The organism is Dysosmobacter segnis (assembly GCF_014297285.1).
GTDB classification, from domain to species: domain Bacteria; phylum Bacillota; class Clostridia; order Oscillospirales; family Oscillospiraceae; genus Oscillibacter; species Oscillibacter segnis.
Window position 1 is genome coordinate 22,868 of sequence record NZ_JACOQI010000019.1, and the last position, 17,772, is coordinate 40,639.

13 protein-coding genes are annotated in these 17,772 nt (G+C 58.9%); 11 read left to right on the plus strand and 2 right to left on the minus strand.

The features are described 5' to 3' along the window. Positions 1–4: 4 nt before the first annotated feature. Complete coding sequence (locus H8Z83_RS14955; RefSeq protein WP_187015790.1) at positions 5–556, minus strand: DUF3793 family protein; 552 nt, start codon at positions 554–556, stop codon at positions 5–7. Positions 557–844: 288 nt separating this feature from the next. Next, complete coding sequence (locus tag H8Z83_RS14960; protein WP_187015791.1) at positions 845–1,864, minus strand: AraC family transcriptional regulator; 1,020 nt, start codon at positions 1,862–1,864, stop codon at positions 845–847. Between the two features lie 232 nt (positions 1,865–2,096). Between H8Z83_RS14960 and brnQ the strand changes: the two genes are divergently transcribed. From brnQ to galT, 11 genes are all read left to right on the plus strand, one after another. Continuing rightward, positions 2,097–3,449 carry a branched-chain amino acid transport system II carrier protein gene (gene brnQ, locus H8Z83_RS14965; protein WP_187015792.1) on the plus strand — a complete coding sequence of 451 codons (1,353 nt, stop codon included), beginning with the start codon at positions 2,097–2,099 and terminating at the stop codon, positions 3,447–3,449. 101 nt (positions 3,450–3,550) lie between these two features. Continuing rightward, entirely contained in the window at positions 3,551–4,969 is a 1,419-nt protein-coding gene (locus tag H8Z83_RS14970) for a spore germination protein (RefSeq protein ID WP_187015793.1), read from the plus strand. Positions 4,970–5,324: 355 nt separating this feature from the next. Further along, positions 5,325–6,431, plus strand: a complete 1,107-nt coding sequence (locus H8Z83_RS14975; protein WP_187015794.1) for a galactose ABC transporter substrate-binding protein — start codon at positions 5,325–5,327, stop codon at positions 6,429–6,431. A 195-nt stretch (positions 6,432–6,626) separates the two neighbouring features. Continuing rightward, positions 6,627–8,126 (plus strand): sugar ABC transporter ATP-binding protein, encoded by a 1,500-nt coding sequence (locus H8Z83_RS14980; protein WP_187015795.1) that lies wholly within the window; start codon positions 6,627–6,629, stop codon positions 8,124–8,126. A gap of 13 nt (positions 8,127–8,139) precedes the next feature. Further along, complete coding sequence (locus tag H8Z83_RS14985; protein WP_253099043.1) at positions 8,140–9,204, plus strand: galactose/methyl galactoside ABC transporter permease MglC; 1,065 nt, start codon at positions 8,140–8,142, stop codon at positions 9,202–9,204. A 280-nt stretch (positions 9,205–9,484) separates the two neighbouring features. Next, positions 9,485–11,065: a response regulator gene (locus H8Z83_RS14990; protein WP_187015797.1), complete on the plus strand. Its 1,581-nt coding sequence runs from the start codon at positions 9,485–9,487 to the stop codon at positions 11,063–11,065. Between the two features lie 22 nt (positions 11,066–11,087). Beyond that, complete coding sequence (locus tag H8Z83_RS14995) at positions 11,088–12,926, plus strand: cache domain-containing sensor histidine kinase (RefSeq protein ID WP_337786324.1); 1,839 nt, start codon at positions 11,088–11,090, stop codon at positions 12,924–12,926. After that, positions 12,923–13,867 carry a substrate-binding domain-containing protein gene (locus H8Z83_RS15000; RefSeq protein WP_187015798.1) on the plus strand — a complete coding sequence of 315 codons (945 nt, stop codon included), beginning with the start codon at positions 12,923–12,925 and terminating at the stop codon, positions 13,865–13,867. Before H8Z83_RS14995 ends, H8Z83_RS15000 begins: the two co-directional genes overlap by 4 nt. A gap of 21 nt (positions 13,868–13,888) precedes the next feature. Then, positions 13,889–14,920: a galactose ABC transporter substrate-binding protein gene (locus H8Z83_RS15005; protein ID WP_187015799.1), complete on the plus strand. Its 1,032-nt coding sequence runs from the start codon at positions 13,889–13,891 to the stop codon at positions 14,918–14,920. Between the two features lie 68 nt (positions 14,921–14,988). After that, positions 14,989–16,269 (plus strand): galactokinase, encoded by a 1,281-nt coding sequence (locus H8Z83_RS15010; RefSeq protein ID WP_187015800.1) that lies wholly within the window; start codon positions 14,989–14,991, stop codon positions 16,267–16,269. Between the two features lie 13 nt (positions 16,270–16,282). Next, positions 16,283–17,767 carry a UDP-glucose--hexose-1-phosphate uridylyltransferase gene (gene galT, locus H8Z83_RS15015; RefSeq protein ID WP_187015801.1) on the plus strand — a complete coding sequence of 495 codons (1,485 nt, stop codon included), beginning with the start codon at positions 16,283–16,285 and terminating at the stop codon, positions 17,765–17,767. Positions 17,768–17,772: the final 5 nt, after the last annotated feature.

The window sequence follows — 17,772 nt, forward strand, 5'->3', positions numbered from 1 at the left end:
TATATCAGACTGCGACGGCCAACTGGTCAATGCCGGAACCGGCACGCCAGAGGGCGCAGTAGATATCGGTGCATTTGCGGAACTTATCAAACAACCGCCGGGCCAGCGCCTCGTCACCGTAAACCTTCCAGAGACCGGCGCACTTGTAATTGACGGCGTGATTTTCGATGAAGCCCCGCACATCCTGAGGCGGATAGCTGAGAAACAGCCCTACCTCGTGGGGAAATTCGCCCCCGGAGCGGAAGCGCTTGGCCAGATAGGCCACGCACTGCTCACTGCTTTTACCGGAATACCCGGCATCTGCCAGCAGTGCTTCCGCCAACTGGTCCTTCAGGTCCACCCGCAGCTCAGCGGGACGGTAGAGGTACAGCAGCGCGGTGTGGCCCTGATAGCGCAGAGGCAGCAGCCGCAGGCCCTTTGGGACCAGAATTCGATTCAACTCCCTGATCTCCGCCGTCAGCTCTGACAGAGAGGTGAACGGCGCGGGGAAGATGGTGCCGGTTTTGATCCCGGCCAGAGTCGGTGCGCATTGCCGCACCAGATTTTCCTCAGACATACCGTGACCTCCTTGCTTGCTCGGACTGCTAACGGCGGTTCTCACGGCACAAGCGGCACGCCGGTGTGAGAAGCGTCCGCCTGTGCGGTGATGATTGTGGTTAGATAACCTTAACTGCTGGGGAAGGAAAAGTGAAGCTTGACCCCTGTGACTGTATCTTATCAAAAGCTTGGAGCCGTATCCGCTCCAAAACGTCGGGTACGGCTCCAAAACAGTGAATGTGGCAAAATAATCCTGAACAGAAGAAGCGGAAGTCCATGTCAGACTTCCGCTCCTGTATGATTGCGGTCAAATCCGCCTTTCCACGTCAGCATCCGAGAGGGAAACCGGTTTTTCGCCCAATCGGGGCGCGCAGCTGTCATATTCCGCACCGGCCCGGTACTCCCGGGGAGAAACGCCGATCACATCCCGGAAGGCTCTGGCGAATTTGCTGGCATTGTCATAGCCAAACTGACAGGCGATGTCCAGCACCGTCCGCTCGGTTTCCCGCAACAGCGCCGCCGCGCCGTGCATCCGCTGTGAGCGGGCGTAGGATGCCGGAGACATACCGTAGACTCCGGTGAAGCTGCTTTTGATCTGCGCCTCGGAGACGTTGAACTGCTGGGATAAGCTTTTGAGGGTCAAGGTCCGGTCTGGTTCTGCCAACAGACAGGCCTTGACCTGCTCCGCCAGAGTGACCTGTGCGGCGGTGCAGCCGTGGGGAGTCTGCCCATCCTCCGGGGATAGGGTGCTGAGAAATAGGAGAAGCTCCAGAAGCTTTACCTTAAAATATCCCTTGCGGATGTCCTCCGGGACGGCGTACAACTCAGAAAACACGTGCTTTACCCGCCGGGAGGACCGGGCGGTGAAAACCGTCCTGCCGGGGCACAGCTTTTCCATCAGGGTGGCCGGCCGCACTTCCACATCGCTGAGAATACAGGAAAGGCACTCCGGCGCGGCAGCGGGATCAATGGTGACGGTGATTCCGTGGTAATGACCGGTGGGGAAGCGGCTGTCCGGAGGCAGGGAAGAGGTGCGGGCTACCGCCAGATCTCCCGGAGACAGATAGAAATAGCGGCCGTTCTGCCGGTATTCCACCCGTCCTTCCAGACAGTGATGGATCTCCAGCCGTTCCCCGGAACCATCCCGCAGTTCCCGGCAGGCACGGGCATGAACATCCCGGTAGTCCAGCTCCATACCGGGGAATACCCGGTACCGGGTCACAGCGGCTTCACCGCCGGAGGCGTCCGGATAGAGGCGCAGAGGATCGGCCTCGCAGGGGTTGGGGGATGCGCAGGCGGGCGCGAAAGCAGAAGCGGAAAAACGCATAGAATACTCCTTTACGCCGGTTAGATAGATCTAACTGATAATAGCATACGAACAGCAGAAGCGCAAGCGGTCTGTTGAAAAATGTGTTTTCAGTTGCCTTTCAGCTATTCAGATGCTATAATGAAGCGATTGCTGTCGAACGGAAGGCGGCAAAGCAGCTTCCCAACCGGCAGAGCTGTTTTAGGGTTTACAGTGTTCTGAGGGAAGAAACACGAGGAGGAGAAATCGATCCATGAAGCAAAAACTGAGTTTTAAAGAATACATCTATGTGGCCAGTATGCTGTTCGGCATGTTCTTCGGCGCAGGAAACCTGATTTTCCCGGTTTATATGGGACAGGTGGCTGGCCGGAATATGTGGGCGGCCGTTCTTGGCTTCCTGATCACCGGCGTGGGCCTGCCTCTGCTGGGCGTGGCTGCCTTGGGCATCAGCCGCAGCAACGGCCTTTTTGACCTCAGTCATAAGGTGGGCCGTCCCTATGCGTTCTTCTTTACCTGCGCTCTTTATCTGACCATCGGGCCGTTTTTCGCCATTCCCCGGTGCGCAACGACTTCCTTCACCGTGGGTCTGGAGCAGATCCTGCCCCACGATGACAAAAGCTGGCTCTACCTGCTGCTGTTCTCTCTGCTGTTTTTCGCTGTGACGTTGGTCCTTTCTCTGCGGCCGGGCAAGATCCTTACTTATGTAGGCAAGGTCCTGACGCCATGCTTCTTGGTGTTCCTGGCAATCATGGTGTTCGTGACGATCCTGCATCCCACCACCAGCATCGGCGCGGTGGAGCCTCAGGGTGCTTATGCCGCACAGCCCTTCTTCACCGGCTTTCTGGAGGGCTATAACACCATGGACGCCCTGGCAAGCCTTGCCTTCGGCATCGTGGTGGTGCAGGTGATTCAGGGGTTGGGTGTGGAAAAGGCGGAATCCGTGGCCATGACCACCGTCCGCTCCGGTATTCTTAGCTGCCTGCTGATGGGCGTGATCTATCTGCTGGTGACGCTGATGGGCGTCTGGAGCCGGGGCGCGCTGGAAGCCGCTCCCAACGGCGGCACGGCGCTGGCACAGATCGCCCAGCACTATCTGGGCAAGGCGGGCTTGTTGGTGCTGGCTGCCACCGTGACGCTGGCCTGCCTGAAAACGGCGGTGGGCCTTATCACCAGCTGCGCGGAGACCTTCGTGGGGATGTTCCCCAAGGGCCTGTCCTATCGGAATTGGGTGTTCGTGTTCACGGGCATTTCCTTCCTACTGGCCAACGTGGGCCTGACCGCCATCATCACCTACGCTGTGCCGGTGCTGATGTTCCTGTATCCTCTGGCCATCACCCTGATCCTGCTGGCGCTGCTGGGCCACTTCTTTGACCATGACCGGGCTGTGTACGCCTGGGTCACCGGCCTGACTCTGGTGGCGGCTTTCTACGATCTGCTGCGGACGCTGCCGGATCATCTCCGTGCGGTGCTCCATGTGAATGGCTTGGTCGACACTGTGGGCAAGGCGCTGCCCTTTGCCACCATCGGCCTGGGCTGGATCTGCCCCGCGATCCTGGGGCTGGTTATTGGCCTGATTTTCCGGGCCGTCCGTCCGAAGAAAGCATAACATTATAAAATGTAAAAGGAACAGACCTTTGCGGGTCTGTTCCTTTTTTGCCATAAAATTTGATTCCCGGCACATACTACCTCCAGAAACGGAGGGATCGCATGGAAAAAATCTCGAATGATTACCGGGAAAACGTCCGGGTGCTGGACGGCCTTTTAGGCGTGGGCCGCAGCTGCGACATGGTGAGCCGGGATTACCTGATCGGCGGACGGCGGGCCCGGCTGTGGGTGGTGGACGGCTTTGGCAGTGACAGCATCCTTGAGCGGATGGGGGCTTTCTGGCTGACACTGAAGCCGGAAAACGTGATGAGTCTCACCGAAATGCAGGACTTTCTGGACCGGTATATCACTTTTTCGGAATCCAACGTCACCTTTGACATATCCGACGCCGTGACCTCCGTATTTTTGGGAAAATCCCTGCTGGCGGTGGAGGGACTGGCGGGGGTGGCGCTGATGGACGCCAAGGGCTACCCCAGCCGGAGCGTACACGAGCCGCCGGACGGCAAGGTGCTCCGGGGCAGCCACGACGGCTTTGTAGAGGCAGTGGTGCCCAATATGGCGCTGCTGCGCCGCCGCATCCGGGACCCGCACCTCACTATGGAGGGGCACAAGGTTGGTTCCCGCACCCATAATGACGCGGTCCTCTGCTATCTGGATGACAAGGTGGATCAGGACCTGCTGCGGAAGCTCCGGGGCAAGCTGCTGGGACTGGATGTCCGCTCCCTCTCCATGGCCCAGGAAAGTCTGGCGGAGGCCATCCGGCCTAAACAATGGTATAATCCATTTCCGAAAGTGCGCTATACAGAGCGACCCGACGCGGCGGCGGCCAGTATCATGGAGGGCAGCATCGTCCTGATGGTGGACAATTCCCCCTCTGTGATGATTTTGCCCACCGGTTTTTTCGATTTCACACAGGAATCCAACGACTATTACTTCCCGCCGCTGGTTGGCACCTATCTCCGGGTCCTGCGGGTAACGGTATTTCTCCTTTCTTTATTTATTACCCCGGCGTGGTATCTCATGGTCAGCGAACCGAACCGTTTGCCGGGGTGGCTGAACTTCCTGTCTTCCCCGGAGCCGGTGTCTTTGAGCCTGCTGAGTCAGCTTCTGGTGGTGGAATTTCTCATCGACGTATTAAAGCTGGCGTCCCTGAACACACCGGACAGTCTTTCCAATTCCTTTTCCATGCTGGGAGCCTTGGTTCTGGGGGATTTTGCCGTGCAGGCCGGATGGCTGGGGCCGGAGGTGCTGGTGTATATGGCCTTCGTGTCCGTGGCGGGGTTCGCCCAGCCCAGCTATGAACTGGGCTACGCCTTCAAACTGCTGCGGGTGGCGCTGCTGCTGGTGACGGCGGCCTTTGACGTCTGGGGATTTTGCCTGGGCGTAGTGGGGATCTTCGTTCTGCTGTGCACCACAAAGCCGCTGGTTGGGAAAGGGTATCTCTATCCACTGGTTCCCTTCAACGGCAAGGCGCTGCTGCGGCTGCTGGTCCGGGAACCTATCAGCCGGGACAATACCTGAGAGCCTGTCAATAGAGCGGTGAGCTTTCCGCAGCGGGCAGAAAGGGCTTTTTCAATATGTTAAGCAGCCGTTTTCTCAATGAAGGCGGCTGTTTCTTCATTTGCGGGAGTGGGGGATAGGCCTGCGGGCTTGGAAACGCCCGTGTCGAAACATGTTGATTGGAATTTTTTACAATTGCCGCAATCGATTACGTCGAAAATTCTATGAAAATACCAAGAAGTCCATGAGTTTTTTCCTATATCAGCGAAGTTTTTTCTATCGCTTTTTCAGGGGAGAGCCGATACAATAGCATCATAACGGCGAGGCGGCCTGACCGCCTTGAACGGATGATCAATGATCTTGAGGAGGAACTAAGATGAAAAAGACACTTGCAATTCTCCTGTCTGCTGTCATGATGCTGGGCCTGTTGGCCGGCTGCGGCAGCAAGACCACGGAGCAGCCCTCTACCTCTGGCACTGAGAACACGGAGACCGCCGCGCTGAACGTGGGCGTGTTCTACTATGACTACTCTGACGTGTACATCTCCAGCGTCCGCAGCTCCATGGATGAGCAGCTCAAGGCTATGGGCGTGAACTACACCAACTATGACGGTGCTGGCAACCAGGCCCAGCAGACCGACCAGATCAACACCGCCATCTCCAACGGCGCCAACCTGCTGATCGTCAACATCGTTGAGACTTCCTCTCCCGATGCCGCTCAGAACGCTGTTGAGGCCGCTAAGACCGCCGGTATCCCCATCATCTTCTTCAACCGTGAGGTTTCTGACGATGTTGTGAACAGCTATGAGAAGTGCGCCTTCGTCGGCACCAACGCTCCCGAGGCCGGTCACATGCAGGGCCAGATGGTCGGCGAGTATCTGCTGGAGAACTATGACACCGTGGACCTGAACGGCGACGGCGTCATCTCCTACGTGATGTTCAAGGGCCAGGAAGGCAACGCTGAGGCTGAGGCCCGTACTCAGTTCGGCGTGGAGGACGCCAACGCTGTCCTGACTGCCGCTGGCAAGCCCGAACTGGCTTACTACAACGCTTCCGCTACCGATAAGTACCTGGTCGATCAGGGCGGCAAGTGGTCCGCTCAGGCTGCTAACGACTACATGGCCACCATCCTCCCCGAGTATTCCGAGGCTAACGGCAACATGGTCGAGCTGATCATCTGCAACAATGACGGCATGGCCGAGGGCGCTGTCTCTGCTCTGCAGGGCGCCGGCTACAACACCGGCGACGGCAAGACCATCCCCGTGTTCGGCGTTGACGCTACCGATTCTGCCAAGCAGCTCATCAACGAGGGCAAGATGACCGGCACCATCAAGCAGGATGCCGAGGGCATGGCTTCCACCATTCTGAACCTGGTCAGCAGCGTTCAGGGCGGCGGTAACCTGATGGATAACACCTCCTCCTTCAACGTGGACGAGGGTGTTGCCAAGATCCGTGTGCCTTACGCCACCTACACCGGCGAATAAGCCAGACCATCGCTTCTCTCGCCCCATTAAACAGTAAGGATAAGCGGGGCTGTCGGTTCGACAGCCCCGCTTTACAATTCAAGCGGTTCCGGTTCGGGCCGCTTTTCAACCCGCAGTGGAACGAACCCCGGGACGGACGGAACGTGCCGTAAGGGGTCTGCCGCGGGAATCACGCAGATAGGAGGTAAACGCAATATGGAGCAGCCGGCATTGCTGGAAATGCGGAATATCACAAAGGAATTCCCTGGTGTCAAGGCGCTGGATGGCGTTTCCCTTACCGTCCGGCCCGGCACCGTCCACGCCCTGATGGGTGAGAACGGCGCAGGAAAGTCCACCCTGATGAAATGTCTGTTCGGCATTTATGCCAAGAATGCAGGTACCATCGTTCTGGACGGTAAGGAAGTTGATTTCAAAAGTTCAAAAGAGGCGCTGGAAAACGGCGTGGCCATGGTCCATCAGGAACTGAATCAGGCCCTGACCCGCAGCGTCATGGATAACCTGTGGCTGGGCCGCTATCCCAAGGTGGCGGGTCTCATGGTCAGCGAGTCTGTCATGCGCAAGCGCACCCGGGAGATCTTTGAGGAGCTGGATGTCCATGTGGACCCCAAGGCCATCATGTCCACCCTGCCCGTTTCCCAGCGGCAGATGGTGGAGATCGCCAAGGCGGTCAGCTATAACGCGAAGATCATCGTATTCGATGAGCCTACCTCCTCTCTGACGGAGGCGGAGGTCGAGCACCTGTTCCGCATCATCAATATGCTGAAGGAGCGGGGCTGCGGCATCATTTACATCAGCCACAAGATGGACGAGATCCTCCGCATCAGTGACGAGGTCACCATCATGCGTGACGGTCAGTGGGTGGCAACGCGCCACGCCAAGGACCTGACCATGGAGGAGATCATCAAGCTGATGGTGGGCCGCGAACTGACCAACCGTTTCCCGCCCAAGGACAATAAGCCCGGCGAGGTGATTCTGGAAGTGGAGCATCTGGCGGGCAAATACACCCGCCTGAAGGACGCCAGCTTCCAGCTGCGCAAGGGTGAGGTGCTGGGTATCGCCGGACTGGACGGCTCCGGACGCACGGAGGTGCTGGAGAATCTGTTCGGCGCCATGACCAAGGAGAGCGGCACCATCCGCCTCCACGGTAAGGAGATCAAGAACAAGACCCCCCGGGAAGCCATTAAAAACGGCTTCGCCCTGCTGACGGAGGAACGCCGGGCCACGGGTATCTTCGGGATCCGTGATATCAAGGAAAACACCGTCATTTCTAACCTGAAAAGCTATCTGGCAGGCGGTTTCTGCCTCAGCGATAAGAAAATGAAAGAAGATACCGACTGGGCGATCCAGGCCATGCACATCAAAACGCCCAGTCAATCCACACAGATCCGCTCGCTCTCCGGCGGAAACCAGCAGAAGGTCATCATCGGCCGCTGGCTTCTGACTAAGCCTGAGGTCCTGCTGCTGGACGAGCCGACCCGCGGTATCGACGTGGGCGCGAAATACGAGATCTACCAGCTGATCCTCGACCTTGCCAAGGAGGGGAAGGGTGTCATCATGGTGTCCTCCGAAATGCCGGAGCTGTTGGGCATTTGTGACCGTATTCTGGTCATGTCCGGCGGTGTTCTGGCCGGCGAGGTGGATGCCCGGAACACCAGCCAGGAGGAGATTCTGACGCTGGCAGCCAAATATGTGTAAGGAGGAGCGCACTGTGAATCAAGAAACGAACGTACAGGAAAAGGAAGCCCGTGTCCGGCAGCCGTGGACGGCCCAGCGGGTGGGAGATATCCTTTTAAATAACGCATTGCTCATCATCATGGCCATTGCGGTCGTTTACATCGCCATCAAGAACCCCAACTTCATCAAACCCGCATCACTCATCAACATCCTCTCCCAGACGGCGGCCTATCTGCCTGCCGCATTGGGCATCGGCGGCTGTATCGTGCTGACCGGTACCGACCTGTCCGCAGGCCGTGCCGTGGGCATCACCGCCTGTATCTCTGCATCTCTGCTGCAGAACGCCGCTAACATGGCCAACAAGATGTGGCCGCAGATCGGTACTCTGCCCATTCCCGTGGTCATTGTGCTTGCCATGCTCATCGGCGCGGCGATCGGCTGCTTCAACGGCTTTTTCGTGGCGAAATTCAAGCTGCACCCCTTCATCGTGACGCTGGGCACCCAGCTGATCCTCTACACCGTGCTGCTTTTGTATGTCCAGCAGGGCAACAACAAGGGCATGGCTATCTCCAACCTTGACCCGTCCTACACCGGCTTTGTCAAGGGCAGCCTGTTCAGCATCGGCGGCACCCCCATCCCCAACTATGTGCTGTTCGCCATTGTGCTGACGGCGGTCATGTGGTTCGTGTGGAACAAGACCACCTTCGGCAAGAATATGTTCGCTCTCGGCTCCAACGAGGAGGCCGCCAGAGTTTCCGGCGTCAATGTGTTCGGCGTGACGGTGGGCGTTTTCGCCCTGGCCGGCGCTATGTATGGTTTTACCGGCTTCATCGAGGGCGCACGTATCGGCTCCAACACGGCCAACACCGGCCTGAACTATGAGTTGGACGCAATCGCGGCCTGCGTCATCGGCGGCGTGTCCTTCGTGGGCGGCATCGGTAAGATCAGAGGTATCGTTATCGGCGTTGTCATGCTGCGGCTGATCTTCGTGGGTCTGACCATGGTGGGTGTGCCGCAGGATCTGCAATACCTCATCAAGGGCGCTATCATCCTGTTTGCCTGCGCACTGGATATGCGGAAATACCTTGTGAAAAAATGATCTGCGACAAAGATGGCCCGCCTTTGCGAGCCATCTTTGCTTTATCTGGAACTTTTTGCGGCGAAACGGCGGCAAAAACCGCCGTTCTTCCTGCAATCCAGCCAATTCACGTTCGGACTACCCCTTGAACTCGAAAAACATGGACATACCGTTTCGCTTCGCTTCACTTCGTGGTATAATAGCCGCAAAAGAGGCTGCTATCGGATCGCTGCTTTTCCATCCGGCAAAGCCGGAGGACCGGGCGGCGGAGGTGCCGTAGACAAGAAAGAAGGTCGGAGCCATGGAACTGTACCGGGTGCTGTTGGTAGATGACGAGGAGGATATCCGCGAGGGTATTAGCCGGAAAATGGACTGGCTGGGGCTGGGATTCTCTCTGGTGGGGGAGGCCGCCAACGGTCAGGACGCTTTGGAACTGGCGGAGAGTCTGCGGCCTGACGTGATCCTGACGGACATCAAGATGCCGTTTATGGATGGGCTGGAGCTGTGCCGCATTTTGACAGACCGGCTCCCGGCGGCCCGGTTCGTGGTCTTTTCCGGTTTTGATGCGTTCGAGTACGCCAAGCAGGCCATCCAGATGAACGTGGTGGAGTACATCCTGAAGCCCATCAACGCCGATGAACTGTCCGCCGTGCTGCGGCGGCTGAAGGACCAGCTGGACCGGGAGCGGGCGGAGCGGCGGAACGTGGAGCTTCTCCGCAGCCGCTATATGGAAAACCTGCCCATCCTGCGGGAATTATTCTACGCCAATCTGCTGGACGGCCGCATCGAGCCGGGAACGGAGCGGGAGCGGGCGGCGCGTCTGGACATCGACCTTCAGGGCGAGGAATGGGCGGTGGGCCTTGCCTACATCGGCAGCGACCGGAGAGACGCCCTGTCCACATTGTCCGTCCAAAAGCTGCTGGAGGAATCCCTGACGGCGGATCGCTGCAAGCTCTCCCTGTATAATGACTGGGTAGCGGTGATCGTCAGCCTGACGGAATCGTTTACCATCTATGACCTGATCCGTGTTCTGGACCGGGTCTGTACATTGGCGGCATCCTATCTGAGCCTGACGCTGACGGTGGGCGTGGGCGCCCCCTGCAAAGAGCTTTCCGGGATGGCGCGGTCCGCAGCTGAAGCGAGAACGGCGCTGGAATACCGCTCCATGGTGGGCCGTGGACAGGTCATCTACATCGGAGACCTGGAGCCGGACGGCGGTCAGGTGCTCACCTTTGAAGAAGCGGACGAGCGGACCCTGACTGCGGCGGTGAGACTGGGCAGCGAACAGGAGGTCCGGGACGCGGCGGCGGCTCTGGCGGGCAAGATCCGGGAGGCGAACCCCTCCGCCGGACAGTACAACCTGTTCCTTATGGAACTGGTGACGCACCTGATGAAAATGACCCGGCGCTCCGGCGTGGGCGTGGAGGAGGTTTTCGGCACGGGCTTTTCCTTACCCATTCAGGACTCCGCGCTGCCCAGTCTGGAGGAACTGGAGGGCTGGTGTGCGGAGCGCTATCTGCGGCTCCGCACGCTGATCCGCCGCCGTCAGACGGATTCGGCGGGACAGACGGTGGAAGCGGCCAAGGAGTATATCCGGCAGCATTACGCGGAGAGCGACCTGTCGGTGGAAAAGCTGTGCGCGTATCTGCATTTAAGTTCCACCTATTTTTCCACGCTGTTCAAACGGGAAACGGGGACCAGCTTCACAGCCTATGTTACCACGGTGCGGATGGAGGCGGCTGCGGAAGCGATCCGCGGCACAGAGGAGAAAACGTATCTCATCGCCCAGCGGTGCGGCTATGAGGACCCCAACTATTTCAGCTATGTGTTCAAGCGGCATTTCGGCGTGACACCGACGAAGTACCGCAGCGAGGGTAAGTGACGGACGGAGAGAGGAGCCACCTGTGGATAAGAAACCTTCCGGCTTTAAAGCAAGGTGGAAAGCGCGGTATCACCATGCCAGTATTCAGTTGATCCTGTCCATCGCCTTTACGGCGGTGGCCGTGATTGGAATGCTGTTTCTGGGGATGGCGCTGCTGCTGCGCTTTTCCTCCTCCGCCAACGAGATGGCGGCGGAGAGCAGCCAGCGTGTGCTGGCACAGGTGAACTGGAATCTGGACAGCTATCTGCGGAACATGATGCGGGTATCCGACACGGTGTACTACCGGGTCATCAAGAGCGCGGATCTGGAGCAGAGCGATACGGCGCAGGAGCTGCGTGATGCTTTGAAGCTGCTGTACGCCAAGGACCGGGATGTACTGGTGTCTCTGGCGGTGTTTGATGGGAACGGCGAGCTGATCTCCGCCACGCCCCTGACAGAATTGAAAAACAGTGTGACGCCCAGCCGTGAGGGGTGGTTCACCGCCGCCATGGAGCGCATTGAAAACCTGCATTTTTCCACGCCTCATGTGCAGCACCTGTTTGAGGACCCCGACGCGCGGTATCATTGGGTGGTGTCCCTCAGCCGCCATGTGGAGTTGACCCGGGGCGGCGTGATCCAAAGCGGCGTGCTGCTGGTGGATATGAACTTCAGCGGCATTGAGCAGATCTGCAAGGATGTATCCTTTTTCGACGGACAGGGTTATCTCTACCTGATCGACGGAAACGGAGAGATCATCTACCACCCCCGTCAGCAGCTTCTCTATGCGGGCTTGCAGGAGGAAAACAACCTGACGGCCGCCGGATACGCTGACGGGACGCATACGGAGATCTTTCAGTCCCAGCGCCGGCAGGTAACGGTGAAAACAGTGGGCTACACCGGCTGGAAGCTGGTGGGCGTGGTGCCGGCGGAGACGCTGCGGGACAATTACAGTCAGCTTTTGCTGTTTGCCCTGTTTATAGTGTCCTTCTCCATCTTTTTGCTGGTATTCGTGAACCTGCGGCTTTCGGAATGGATCACAGCACCTATGAAAAAGCTGGATCATGCGGTGAGAGAGTTGGAAAAGGGCGTGGAGTCCGTTGACTTCAATGTGGACGGTCCCTACGAGGTGGAGCATCTGAGCCATTCCGTGCAATCCATGATCTCCACCATGCGGCACCTGATGGAGGATGTTCTCCGTCAGGAGGAGGAAAAGCGCCGCAGCGAGCTGGACGTGCTGCAATCCCAGATCAATCCCCATTTCCTGTACAATACGCTGGACAGCGTGGTGTGGATGACGGAGAACGGCCGGACACAGGAGGCTGTGGTCATGCTGACGGCGCTGGCCCGGTTTTTCCGGATTTCTCTCAGCAAGGGCAGCAACATCATTCCCATCGGGGACGAGATCGAACACGCCCGGAATTATCTGACCATCCAGAAAATGCGTTATAAGAATAAGTTCTCTGCCGACATTTCCGTGGAGCCGGGGGTGGAGAAGCTGTATACCATCAAGCTCATCATCCAGCCGATTTTGGAAAACGCCATCTATCACGGTATGGAGTATGCCGACGGTGACGGCGAGATCCACATCCGGGCCTTCCGCGAGGGAGAAACGGTGGTCATCGAGGTGGAAGACAACGGGCCGGGTATGTCGGAGGAAATCGTGGAGCAGCTTTTGAAGCCCACCAGGGATGTGAGTGTCCCGAAGGCAAAGGGCTCCGGTATCGGCTTCCGCAATGTTCACCAGCGGATCCAGCTGACCTTTGGCAGCGCTTATGGCCTGACCATCCGCAGCGAGCCGGATAACGGGACGGTGGTGCGGATCTGCCTGCCTGTCTTGGAGGAAGAGGACGCCCGGAAGTACCGGAAGGAGGGGGAGCGATGAGCCGGAAAGTATTATTGCAGCTGGTGCTTCCCCTGATTGGATTGAGCGTGCTGTTCTGGCTGCTGGCCTTCGCTCCCGGTGATAAGCATCACCAGCCAGCCCTGTTGGAAATGTCCGTTATTCTGCGGGATGGAGACGGCAATGTTTCCGCCATGCGAAAGGGCATGGAGCAGGCGGCCAAGGATCTGAACGTGGAGTTGCGTTTCCTGACCCCGGCGGAGGACAACAGTGCCGTTGAACAGGTGCAGTTGCTGGAACATGAGGTGTCGGGAGCGGCTCCGGCTGTTCTGCTGGTACCGGCGGACCGGGAGGCGCTGGGCGAGGCGGTATCCGCCGCTGCGGGGAAGACGACCCTTGTGACGGTGGAGACCGATATGACCGCATGGGGGGCTGATGCCTCTATCAGCATGGACCACCAGGCATTGGGCGAGGCGCTGGGCAAAGCGGCGATGAACGGTGTGCCCTTCGGCGGCACGGTGCTGCTGCTGGACAGCCTGCCCGGGGACAACGGGATCCGGGAGAGGATGGAAGCGACCAAGGCACTTTTGGAAGAAAAGGGCCGGCAGGTGCGCATTTGCCGGTGGACCTCCGACAGTACAGCCTTCGCCAATATTTTGCGGATCGAGCGCCCGAAGGCCGTGATCGCCTTTGAAGCAGCGGCGCTGACGGAAATGGCGGAGCTGTCACGGGGAGAGGAAGCCTTCCCGCTGCTCTACGGCTGCGGCTCTACCGCCAGCATCGCCGCTGCGCTGGAAAAGGGCCGTGTGACGGCCATTGCGGCAGTCAACGTGTTCTCCGCCGGGTATCTGGCAGTGGAGGCTGCGGCAAAGCTGGCCCGGCATGAAAGCTGGACGGGGGCCTCATCTGTGGGCTTTTCCGTCGTCCGGCAGGAAACGATGTACAGCAGCGATAATCAGAAGCTGTTGTTCCCTGTGACCTGAGACAGGAAGGAGAGAAGACGGATGAAAAGGATCGGTTGTCTGATCGCCGCACTGTCTCTGCTGATGACGCTCTCTGCCTGTCATACAGGCGGGGAAGCCGAGCAAACGCTTCGGATCGGCGTGGCGCTGTATCAGCAGGAGGACACGTTCATTGAGACCGTGACCAGAGAATTGCAGCGGGTAGCCCTGGAGAAAGAACAGGCGCAGAACTGCAAAATCAACTTATATATCACCGACGGCAAGGAGAGCCAGACCAGCCAGAATGAGCAGGTGGACCGCTTCCTGGAGAGGGGATATGACGTGATCTGCGTCAACATCGTGGATCGCACGGCGGCGGCGGTGATCGTCGACAAGGCACAGGCTGCGGGGGTGCCGGTGATCTTTTTCAACCGGGAACCGGTGGAGGAGGATCTGCGCCGCTGGAAACACGCCTACTATGTGGGCCTTCCAGCGGGAGATGCCGGAGTTTTACAGGGTGAGCTGGTACTGGACGCATGGCGGACCCAAAGAGACACGCTGGACCGTAACGGCGACGGCGTGATCCAGTATGTGATGCTGGAGGGAGAACCGGGACATCAGGACGCCCTGCTCCGGACGGAATACTGTATCTCCACCCTGGCAAACGCAGGTGTCTCTGCAGAAAAGCTGGCCAGCGATGCTGCCAACTGGCAGCGGGGTCAGGCCAGCGTCAGTATGCGCCAATGGCTGCAGGAGTTCGGAGAGAACATCGAGGTAGTCTTTGCCAATAATGACGACATGGCATTGGGAGCGATTGACGCCTGCGCGGAGGCCGGCTTGGACAAGCGCTCCATGCCCTTCATTGTAGGCGTAGACGCCACGCCGCCAGCCTTGGAGGCACTGCGGGAGGGAACGCTGAAGGGGACTGTCCGCAATGACGCTGTCGGATTAGCAGAGAGCATGATGGAGCTGGCCGTTTCCCTATCCGTGGATGGAGAGCCTTCTCAGGATCTGGAATTGACGGATGAGCGGTATGTGTGGCTGCGGTATGAGGCGGTCACAGCGGAGAGCTTAGAAGATCAGGCCGTTTCATAAGAACGGCGGACATAGAATAGAAGCCCGCAGAGGGTTGGATGTACGAAGAAAGCAAGGAGGCGCGAGGTATGACATATACAGGGCTGGAGACCTATGTGCAGCAGGCTGCATTTCATAAAACACTCACTCGGCTTTATGGTGCGGAGGGGGCAGAAAAGGCCCATTCCCGCTGCATGGAGGTCATGGAAGAGTTTTATAAGACCTTTGACCGTCCGGCGCAGGCGCTGTTCAGCGCACCCGGCCGTACGGAGATCGGAGGAAACCACACCGATCATCAGAAGGGCTGCGTACTGGCCGCTTCTGTTGATCTGGATATTCTGGCGGCCGTGGCGCCTACGCAGAGCGGGATCATCCGGGTGCTGTCTCAGGGATATCCCATGATCGAGGTGGATCTCCGCGAGCTTGACCCGAAGGAGGAAGAGATCAATACCTCAGCGGCGCTGATCCGGGGCGTAGCGTCCTGCATGAGCGCCATGGGCTGTGATCTGCAGGAGCGGGGACTGGATGTGTACATGACCTCCACCGTCCCCAAGGGCAGCGGTTTGAGTTCTTCCGCTGCCTATGAGGTGCTGATGGGGACCATGCTCAACGAGCTTTTCTGGGAGGGGCGCTGCACGGCGGTGGAGCTGGCCCAGATCGGCCAGTACGCGGAGAATGTGTTCTTCGGAAAGCCCTGTGGTCTGATGGATCAGATGGCCTCCTCCGTGGGCGGCGTGGTATCTATTGATTTCGAGAATACGGCCCACCCGGCGGTGGAGCAGCTGGATGTGGATCTCCATGCCTACGGCTACGCCCTGTGTATTCTGGATTCCGGCGCGGGCCACGAGGATCTGACCAATGAATACAGCGCCATCACCAACGAGCTGCGGGCGGTCTGCCGCGTTTTTGACAAAGAGGTGCTGCGTGAGGTGCCGGAGGAAGCGTTCCTTGCGGAACTGCCCAAGGTCAGAGCAGCGGCAGGGGACCGGGCGGTAAACCGGGCCTTCCATGTCTACGCGGAAAACCGCCGGGCACTGGCGGAAAAAGAGGCGCTCCGTCAGGGGGATTTCGACAAGTTCCTTGCATTGGTGCGGGAGTCTGGTCGGTCCTCCGCCATGTATTTGCAGAATGTCATTCCCACCGGAAGCACGGCGGCGCAGGAACTGATGGTGACCATCGCCCTGTGCGAGCGTATTCTGGAGGGGCGGGGCGCTGTCCGTGTCCACGGCGGTGGCTTCGGTGGTACCGCCCAGGCCTTTGTGCCGCTGGATATGTTGGACACCTTCAAGAAAGCGACGGAGGCGGCGCTGGGTCAGGACTGCTGCCATGTGGTGATGATCCGGCCAGCTGGCGGCGTCAGATTGGGATAAGGAGAACAGACGCATGAGTTACCAAGCCATCAAGGACCTGGTGGGCTACGCCCTCCGCACGGGACTGATCGATGAATATGACCGCCCTTGGGCGGTGAACGAGCTGCTGCAGGCTATGGGGATGGATGCATGGGAGGAGCCGGCGGAAACGCATGAGCGCCCCTTGGAGGACATCCTGAAGGAGCTGCTGGATGACGCGGCGGCCCGGGGACGGATCGAGGATGATACCACGAACCGGGATCTCTTTGACACGGAGCTGATGGGGCGGCTGACGCCCCGGCCCTCTCAGGTCATCAGCGAGTTCCGGCGGCGGTATCAAGCTGGCCCGAAGGACGCTACGGACTGGTTTTACCGTTTCAGTCAGGACACGGACTACATCCGGCGCTATCGCATCGCCAAGGATGTGAAGTGGAAGGCAACCACCCCCTACGGGGAGCTGGACATCACCATTAACCTCTCCAAGCCGGAGAAGGACCCCAAGGCCATCGCGGCGGCAAAGGCGGCACCTCAGACCAGTTATCCCAAGTGCCAGCTTTGCCGGGAAAACGAGGGCTACGCGGGACGGCTCAACCATCCCGCCCGGCAGAACCACCGGATCATCCCCATTACCATCAATCAGGAGGACTGGTTCCTCCAGTACAGCCCCTACGTCTACTATAACGAGCACTGCATCGTTCTGAACGGGCATCATACCCCTATGAAGATCGACAAAGCTACCTTCCGCAAGCTGCTGGACTTCGTTAAGCAGTTCCCCCACTATTTTGTGGGCAGCAACGCAGATCTTCCCATCGTGGGCGGCTCCATTCTGAGCCATGACCATTTCCAGGGCGGCTGCTACACCTTTGCCATGGAGAAGGCCCCCATTGAGCGGCCCATCGCCTTCCGGGGCTTTGAGGATGTGGAGGCGGGCATCGCCAAGTGGCCTATGTCCGTGATCCGGCTCCGCTGCGGAGACGATCAGCGTCTTGTGGAGCTGGCAGACCGCATCCTCACCGCATGGCGGAGCTATACGGACGAGGCGGCCTTTGTGTTCGCGGAGACCGACGGTGAGCCCCACAACACCATCACCCCCATCGCCCGGATGCGGGACGGGAAGTTCGAACTGGATCTGGTGCTGCGGAACAACATCACCACGGAGGAATACCCGCTGGGCGTGTATCACCCCCATCAGGAGCTGCACCACATCAAGAAGGAGAACATCGGCCTCATCGAGGTCATGGGCCTTGCAGTGCTTCCCGCCCGGCTGAAAGCCGAGCTGAACGGCGTGGCCCGGGCACTGGCCCGTGGCGAGGACCTGCGGGCCGATGAGACGCTGGCAAAGCACGCGGACTGGACCGAGGAGCTGAAAGCCCGCTATACGTTTACCGAGGAAAACGCGGAGGAGATCCTGCGGCGGGAGGTCGGCGTGGTGTTCGCCACGGTTTTGGAGCACGCCGGCGTTTACAAGTGTACACCAGAGGGCAGGGAAGCCTTCTTAAGATTTGTTCAGAGCGTGTAAGCTGG